Annotated in this window: 10 protein-coding genes and 1 pseudogene; 9 read left to right on the top strand and 2 right to left on the bottom strand. The window is 63.2% G+C overall.

Translation table 11 applies throughout. From position 1 onward, the window contains the following. The 5 genes from M3461_16300 to M3461_16280 all read left to right on the top strand — a co-directional run. A partial coding sequence (locus M3461_16300; GenBank protein MDQ3775788.1) for a tyrosine-type recombinase/integrase occupies positions 1-431 on the top strand: 431 nt, incomplete at its 5' end. 39 nt (positions 432-470) lie between these two features. Then, positions 471-704, top strand: a complete 234-nt coding sequence (locus M3461_16295) for a hypothetical protein (GenBank protein ID MDQ3775787.1) — start codon at positions 471-473, stop codon at positions 702-704. Continuing rightward, the gene (locus tag M3461_16290) at positions 705-1,256 is read left to right on the top strand and encodes a hypothetical protein (protein ID MDQ3775786.1); all 552 of its coding nucleotides are present in this window, start codon (positions 705-707) and stop codon (positions 1,254-1,256) included. A gap of 264 nt (positions 1,257-1,520) precedes the next feature. Next, positions 1,521-2,660 (top strand): hypothetical protein, encoded by a 1,140-nt coding sequence (locus tag M3461_16285; GenBank protein MDQ3775785.1) that lies wholly within the window; start codon positions 1,521-1,523, stop codon positions 2,658-2,660. 222 nt (positions 2,661-2,882) lie between these two features. Next, positions 2,883-3,371 (top strand): hypothetical protein, encoded by a 489-nt coding sequence (locus tag M3461_16280; GenBank protein ID MDQ3775784.1) that lies wholly within the window; start codon positions 2,883-2,885, stop codon positions 3,369-3,371. A gap of 207 nt (positions 3,372-3,578) precedes the next feature. Here the strand turns inward: M3461_16280 and M3461_16275 are convergent, their stop codons facing one another. Then, positions 3,579-3,896, bottom strand: a complete 318-nt coding sequence (locus M3461_16275) for a hypothetical protein (GenBank protein MDQ3775783.1) — start codon at positions 3,894-3,896, stop codon at positions 3,579-3,581. Between M3461_16275 and M3461_16270 the strand changes: the two genes are divergently transcribed. The 3 genes from M3461_16270 to M3461_16260 all read left to right on the top strand — a co-directional run bounded on the left by M3461_16270 (position 3,895) and on the right by M3461_16260 (position 5,068). After that, positions 3,895-4,032 (top strand): hypothetical protein, encoded by a 138-nt coding sequence (locus tag M3461_16270; GenBank protein ID MDQ3775782.1) that lies wholly within the window; start codon positions 3,895-3,897, stop codon positions 4,030-4,032. The genes M3461_16275 and M3461_16270 overlap by 2 nt on opposite strands. Positions 4,033-4,204: 172 nt before the next feature. Continuing rightward, entirely contained in the window at positions 4,205-4,642 is a 438-nt protein-coding gene (locus tag M3461_16265) for a clan AA aspartic protease (GenBank protein ID MDQ3775781.1), read from the top strand. A gap of 15 nt (positions 4,643-4,657) precedes the next feature. Then, positions 4,658-5,068, top strand: coding sequence for a hypothetical protein (locus M3461_16260; protein MDQ3775780.1), 411 nt, complete (start codon positions 4,658-4,660; stop codon positions 5,066-5,068). Positions 5,069-5,215: 147 nt separating this feature from the next. On the opposite strand, the pseudogene M3461_16255 reads toward M3461_16260, so the two are convergent. Continuing rightward, positions 5,216-5,413, bottom strand: a pseudogene (locus M3461_16255) (transposase). An 869-nt stretch (positions 5,414-6,282) separates the two neighbouring features. Here M3461_16255 and M3461_16250 point away from each other — a divergent pair. Further along, the coding region (locus M3461_16250; protein MDQ3775779.1) for a hypothetical protein at positions 6,283-7,221 on the top strand (939 nt) is incomplete at its 3' end.

The raw sequence follows: 7,221 nt of genomic DNA, 5'->3' as shown, positions 1-7,221 counted from the left end.
AGAGGCGAAAAGCCCCGCGGTTTTTGACCGAACCGCAGGTCGAGGGCCTGCGTCAGACGGTCAAGAAGACCAGCCGCAACCCGCACCGCGACTCGACAATGATCCTGGTCGCTTACCGCCACGGCCTACGTGTCGGCGAGGTGACGGATCTCCGCTGGGAAGACGTGCATCTCGACCGCGCCGAGATCTACGTGCGACGCCTCAAGAGCAGCAAGAGCACCATGCATCCCCTTCAGGGCGACGAGCTGCGGGCGCTGCGCAAGCTCCGGCGCGAGAAAACATCGAGCCTCCTTTGTATTTATCTCCGAGCAGGGTGGGCCCCTGTCCATCGATGCGGTGGAATACATGCTCAAGCGCGCCGGCCAGGCTGCCGGCCTCCCGGACGTCCATCCCCAGAGTCTTTCGAGAAAAAGTTTCGTAGCGCGCGATAGGAAAATACGGTAGTTCCTTATAGGGTGAAGCGTCGGAGCGTGTCGTCACACGTAGCAGTCAAGAGCCGCACCGCCCTCATGGAGGTGTTGAGCTTCGACCCCGAGATGGACGAGCTGGTGGCGCGAGGGGCGACGACGCGTGAGATCGCGCGTCACGCCTTGGAGCAGGGCTTCACGCCGCTCGCCGATGTCGGCATCGCTCGCGTCCTGGACGGCACCACCAGCCTCGATGAGGTGTCACGGGTCGTGGACCTGACACAGCGCGTCAAGTAAATGGAGCTGTACCGCTACAAGGCCGTGGACGCCGACGGGCGCTTGCAACGCGGGCAGGCCGATGCGGTCAATCCCATCGACCTCGAGATGCGCCTGACGCGGCTCGGGCTCGATCTGGTGAGCTATCGGCCGGTCAAGCCCGGCGGGTTGTTCGCCGTCCGGCAGGGGATCAAACACTCCAATCTGATCACCTTTTGCTTCCACATGGAGCAACTCCTGGACGCGGGCGTGCCGATGATCGACGCCCTCACCGATCTCCGGGACAGCCTCGAGAACCGGCGCCTGCAGGAGATCACGTCTTCGACGCCGACGATGCCGAGCTCAGCTTGTTCGACCGTTACCTGCGCGAGTCCGACAAGACCCCCCTTTATATGCTGGTCGATGTGGTGGAAGAAGAATACCGCCACGAGACCATCCCCCATCTCTACGGCCCCGATCGGCGCGCGGTACTGGAGCGCAAGCTCGCGTGGTTCTTCCGCGGCACGCCCTACAGTCATGTCCTGCCGGAGGGCCGCGAGACCGAGGGGCGGCGCGACGACAAGGTGTTGCTGAGCGCCATCACCAACCCCGAGCTGGTGCAACCGTGGACCCGGCTGTGCGTACAGCAAAAGGTCCCGGTGGCCGGCAATTCCCTGGCGATCGTGAGCACGGCCTTGCTCGATCGGATCAACGTCAAGTCCCCGAACGTGCTCTGGGTCAGCATGCAGACCCACAGCGGTCTCCGGCAATCCTATTTCCGGGAGCGGGTCATCAAGATCAGCCGGCTGGCGAAGATGCCGAGGCTCGGCACGGTGCCCTTCGCCCCGTATATCCTGAATGAGCTCGACAAATTCGAGCGCTATCTCAAGAACGTCCAGCTCCTGGCCGAGGGGCCGCTCGATATCTATCCTCGCCCACGGCGAGCTGCTCGACCAGCTCGAGCGGCAATGCCGCAACGCCGAGACCGTGCGCTACCATCTCCTCGACGTGGCGGATGTCGCGCGGCGGCTCGGGATCCAGGGGGTATTGACGACCCCCTTCAGCGACTACATCTATGCCCATCTCCTGCTCAAGAAGAGGCCCAGGAACCACTATGCGCAGGCCGAGGACCTCAAATACTACCGCTTGCACCAGGCGCGCTCGGGGATGCTCCTGGCGAGCGCAGTGATCCTCCTCCTCGCTGCCGTCGGCGGCGGGATCAATCTGGTCGAGGGGCTGTCGCTCCGGCAGCGCGCGGCCAGTGCCGAGCAACGGGCGGGCATCTATCAGGCCCAGTTCAATGCGGCGAAGGGGCGGCTTCCAGAGACCCCGGTCGATCCCTCAGGACATCAAGACCGCCGTCGACATCGCGGACACCCTGTCTCGGTACAAGGCGACGCCCCTCGAGATGATGCGTGCGGTGAGTCGCGCCCTGGACGGCTACCCGGAGCTGCAGATCACCAGCCTCAACTGGCTGGCCGGCACCGATCCGAACGCCGTGGTGGAGGGCGAGCCCCGTGCGGCCGAGGACACGCCGCCGCCGGGCTCGACCCTCCCGGGGGACAGCGGGGACCTTTATTGTCAGATCGCGGTGCTCACGGGCGGTTGCAGAGCGTGACGGGCAAGTACCTCGCGGTGGACCAGGAGGACATGATCATCAGGGAGCAGTATCCGCGCTTCGTCGAGCTGGTCAGGAAGGGCGTGATCGGGAACGAGCAGCGCCTCAACTGGATCGAGGTGCTTAAGCGCACGGCCGCGATCACGAAGATCCCGAGCTTGCGCTACGAGATCGCCGCGCGCGAGCCGTTCACGCCGGATTTCGGGCTTGCCACCGGGCGCCGTGCTCGCGGCCCTGGACGGCAAGGCCGATGGGATCTACAGCATCCGGGACTGCACCTTCCGGCGCGCGGCCGAGAGGGTCGAGCCGAGGCTGGACCAGGAGAACTTGAAGAGCGCGTGCGAGCTCCTGTGGTTCACGATCCGGTTGGCGAACGGTAATGACATCAACCTCTGAGTCCCGCTCCCCGGTGCGGTGTCAGTAGTGGTAACGTAACTGGGCGACGAAGTGCATCGCCCTCTACCTTGTAAACGATGCGGTGTTCGGCGTCGAAGGAGGGACCCGTATCCCGACAGTCCGTGCTTCAGGGTGTCAACGCGTGCTTGAAAACGTCGGCAGCGTGCCTCGCGGTCGGCGATGAGAATGGCAGAGTGAGGCGAATGATGAGCGAACACCGATTCAACGTGTGGGGCAAAGGAGCCGGCCTGCTGGCGCTCGGCGCCTTCGCCACGCTCGTGCAGGCCCAAGACCTCGGCAGGCTCTTCACCACCCCCGAAGAGCGGGAGATGCTGGAGGCCCTGCGGCGCCAGCCGCCGAAGCCGCAGGTGGAGACGGCGCCGATCGTCACGCCGACCGTCGAATCCGCGCCGGTGGTACCGAATGTCACGATGAACGGCCTGGTGCGCCGCTCGCGCGGCCGAGGCATGGTGTGGATCAACGGCGTGACGTCCCTCGAAGGCGATCTCGATGCCCAGGGCATCGAGATCGATGTCGGCGCCATGCGCGGCACCACCCTGCCGGTCCGCATCGGGAACGCGCCGTTGGCCGTGGGTCTGAAACCGGGCCAGACCTACGATACCGGGGAGGCAGAGGTCCGCGAGGTCTACCAACCGGCGCCTGCAGGCGAGACGGCGCACGAGCCAACGAAGTGATCGGGTCCGCGGCCATTCAGTGATCCCCGCGCTCGACGGTGTGGCCCTATAAATACCGCGGATCCACTCGAAGCCGATGCATTGAGCCCGCCTCCGTGGGATCACGAGCGCCTAGCCCGGTGGTCTGGTGGGCCGACAACGGCAGCGAGTTCACGGCGGCCCACAACCCGTACGGCGTTAACCGCTTGAATAGGTGACTACCTGTGACTACCATTGGAACATGAAGGTCGTTGGAATCAAGCAGCTCAAGGCCAGGCTGTCGGAGTACATTCGGCTGGCGAAGACGTGCTGGTAGCGGAGCGGGACCACGTGGTCGCGGAACTGCGGCCGGCTCGGCGCCAGGCACCCGTTGGCGGCGGCGGCGTCGAGGAGATCCTCGAGACGCTGGCTGCGGCCGGAGAAGTCACGCGAGCCGCGTACCCGAAAGGGGATTGGGTATGGCGCAGCCGCGGCCTCGGGCTTGCACCGGGCACGGCCCAAGCGCTGCTCGACGAGCTCCGGCAGGATCGTACTTGACCGCCTCATGGGCTCTGCCCTCTACCTCGATACCTCGGTGGCTCTGCGCGCCACGCTGGAGCGAGGTACAACCCCGGAGATCGAACAGGGTCTTGAGTTGCTGACCGCCGATGTGCGACTCAAGGACGCCGCCAGCGCGGTTTAGTAGGGGACCCCATGCAAACCGATTGCGCTCGTCACGGCGCCCAGCAGGTCCAAAACCGTTGAGCCATGAGGAATTCGTGCCGCATATCGATAGCGCTGTGCATGCCGGAACGACCCGCCTGTTCGAATCCCGGTGACTACCAGGAAGTCAAACCGCCCGGGGGTTCATCAAGATGGGTCATGTTTTCGCGGACATCGAGCTCAGCAATCCCAGAGGACCCGATCTGGAGCCGGTTCGGGTCAAGGCACTTGCCGATACCGGTGCGCTCATGCTATGTATCCCTGAGCATGTCGCCTTGCAGCTCAAGCTCGAAACGGAATCAATGCGCGAGGTGTCGCTGGCCGATGGACGGAGTATGACCGTTCCCTACGTCGGCCCAATCCGCGTCCGCTTCGGGAAGCGGTTCTGCTATGTCGGCGCGTTGGTGTTGGGGGATGAGGTCCTGTTGGGCGCCGTGCCTATGGAAGACATGGACCTGGTGGTATCGCCCAGCCGGCGTGAGATCACGGTCGATCCGTCGAGCCCGAATATTCCCCACGCGCGCGTGAAAGCTACCGGCGGCCGCCTCTGGAGATGCGCTAGCAACGATCCGCGCGCAGGCCATACCTGAGGCACGGAGATCATCATGCTGATGAATGTATTACGGAAGTCGCTGCACGAAGAGGTGATCCCCGAGATCAAATTGGTCCGGGCGGAGAACACCCAGATCAAGACGACCTTAGAGATCACCAACAAACGGCTCGATGACGTGAACGCCCAACTTGCTGATCAGAGCCGCCGCATTGACACCACCAACGAGCGCATCGATGCGCTACATGACGTAATAGCCCGCATCGACGCGGCGCACAGTGACGTGATTACCCGCATGGATGCAACCAGCCGACGGATCGATGCGGTGCACAGTGATCTGATAACCCGCATCGACACGACCACTGATCGTCTGAATCGCCTGTACGAGGTCATCGTGCGGCGCGAGGAGCACGACGGCCTGGCGCAGCGCCTGACGCGGCTGTGGAGCAGAAGGTCGAGGATCTAGCGGTGCGCCATGCGGCCTGAAACGGTGACCTTGGCAATCGTGTGGTTGGAACCGTCCTGGAAGGTGGCTAGACTCTCACGCAAGCCAATGTCATACAGACCGACTTCGACAAATTCGGAAGTTCCTTTGCCGGATGGCGCGGCCAAAATCCGCCAGTACCAAGGCGTCGATCCGATCCGTCTTGGCCAGTTGACCCGTGGCCTTGGCATAGTCCCGGACTTGACGGGGGTTGACCACCACCACCGGCAACCCCGCTACCATCAGGCGAGTAGCCAGATCGACCTCCAGGCCGCCCGTGGCCTCCAGGACGATGAGCTGCGGCTTGGCCTCGCTCAACCGGTGCATCACTTCGATGATGCCCACCTCGTCGTGGGCAAGGCTGACGCTCTGCCCCGGAGGGACGAAACCCTATGTCCAGGGTGTCCTTGGAAACATCAATGCCAACAAACCCTTCAGTATTCTCGTTCATACCCAGCCTTGCAAAAATGCGGGCTCACGGGCCCCAGCAACCGTTCGGGTTATTTGGAGACGCGGTGCGGCGCCCAACGCTCCCCCACGGGCTCGCGGTCCCAAGGGCTGGACGAGCGAGCTACCGCACCGAACCGGTGGATAGCCGTAGAGTCTGTGGACCGTTCGCCTACGGCGACACGGGGCCATGGGGATGAAAAGCGCAGGGGGTCTCCCCCGCAGCCCCATTGCTCACAAGCTCCACCGCTTATCATTTTGTCCCTCCAAGCCATAAAAGCAACATACAAGGGCAGGGGTGGGGGTAAAGGCGTCGCGCCCGGGACACGGCTTGGTCAGCGTGCGTATGTCTGACCCCCACCCCGCCCTCCCCCGTCCGCACGCGGACAGGGGAGGGAGTGTCCCGGTGCCCTCCAGGAGCGAGAGGAAGAAACATAGGGTTCCCCTACCGGAGGACGCGTGAACCTGCCGAGGTAGCCGAAATTTCAAACGTGTTTGGTTAGCTTAGCAGGCAGGACGAGAAAGCAGTTGGCACTCGATGACGGGGGGTTAGGGCAATGGTCCCCTACCCACCAACCCACCGGCGGTCGGGCCGACTCGCTGAGGCGTACGCCCGGACGCGTACGCCCGTGTAAGGATGCAAGGTGACCGCGGTACGCGTCCAGTCGCCGGGTCGCGCGCAAACGGCGCGCTTAACCCACCCTGCGAGTGTGGCGACTTGATCTCTCTAGGATCGTCCAAGCAATAACGTGGCCGACTACCTTGAGGATGCCAACGGCGATGGCGACAACAACTTCGTAACTCGCGCAGGCGGCGACTTCAACGACCACGTGCTCGTGATCACGCGACAGGAACAGATGGGCGCCGTTGAGAAGCGTGTGCTAGGAGAACTTGATCAGGCCCTCGTAGCCTATCGCGCCGACTACGGCTCCTTTCCCTGGCTGGCTCCTTTTCAGCAACCGGATATTGGGGATTACGGTGGCGTGGCTGGCACAGCGAAAGGTCAGCTACCCATACACATCACCGGCAAGCAGTTCCCGGCGCCATTTGCGGCCAACTGGAGTATCCCCACTGGTGGTACTACTCCTGCCGCCGGCGCCCATCCACCTCCATCTTCGTGTGTGCGCAACAGCACCTGTTTCGATCCTATTTACGGTCCCCAGACCGGGCCCATCACAGGCGGAAAATGCACGTGGACAAACGTACCCGGCCTGCAGCAGCGTAACGTCCTCGACTGCACGGCGACCCTCAACTTAGGGCCAGTGACGCGGACCTACGAGTTCCGCTATCGGTCTCCGATTCCGATGGTCACTTGGAGTCTCGACTGCGCGGCCGGTAGCAACATTGCCTGCAGTATCAATCCGAGTGCTACGACGACCCGTACCCGCAACTTTTATCTGGGCGGAACATTACCATTCCCTCGGCAGCTCCGCGCCATCCGCGTAACCGACACAGATAACGCGACAGCCGCGGAACTAGGTCGGCGGCACTTGAATATCACGACATTATCAACAGGAGGTCTGCAGGTCACCGGCATCCCGTACGGCCTCGATAGTAATACCGGCTCTTCGGGACAATTTGTGGGTGGTTGCGAGCCTGTGAGGGGCATGGGTGCCTGTGGACTTGTGGATAACATCCCTGTTACCCACAGGGCCCACAGGCCAAGCTGGGGATCTGTGGACAACCTC

Source organism: Pseudomonadota bacterium, from assembly GCA_030860485.1.
Taxonomy (GTDB): domain Bacteria; phylum Pseudomonadota; class Gammaproteobacteria; order JACCXJ01; family JACCXJ01; genus JACCXJ01.
The sequence above is the reverse complement of the archived record's forward strand: the minus strand, read 5'-3'. Positions and strand labels throughout refer to the sequence as shown.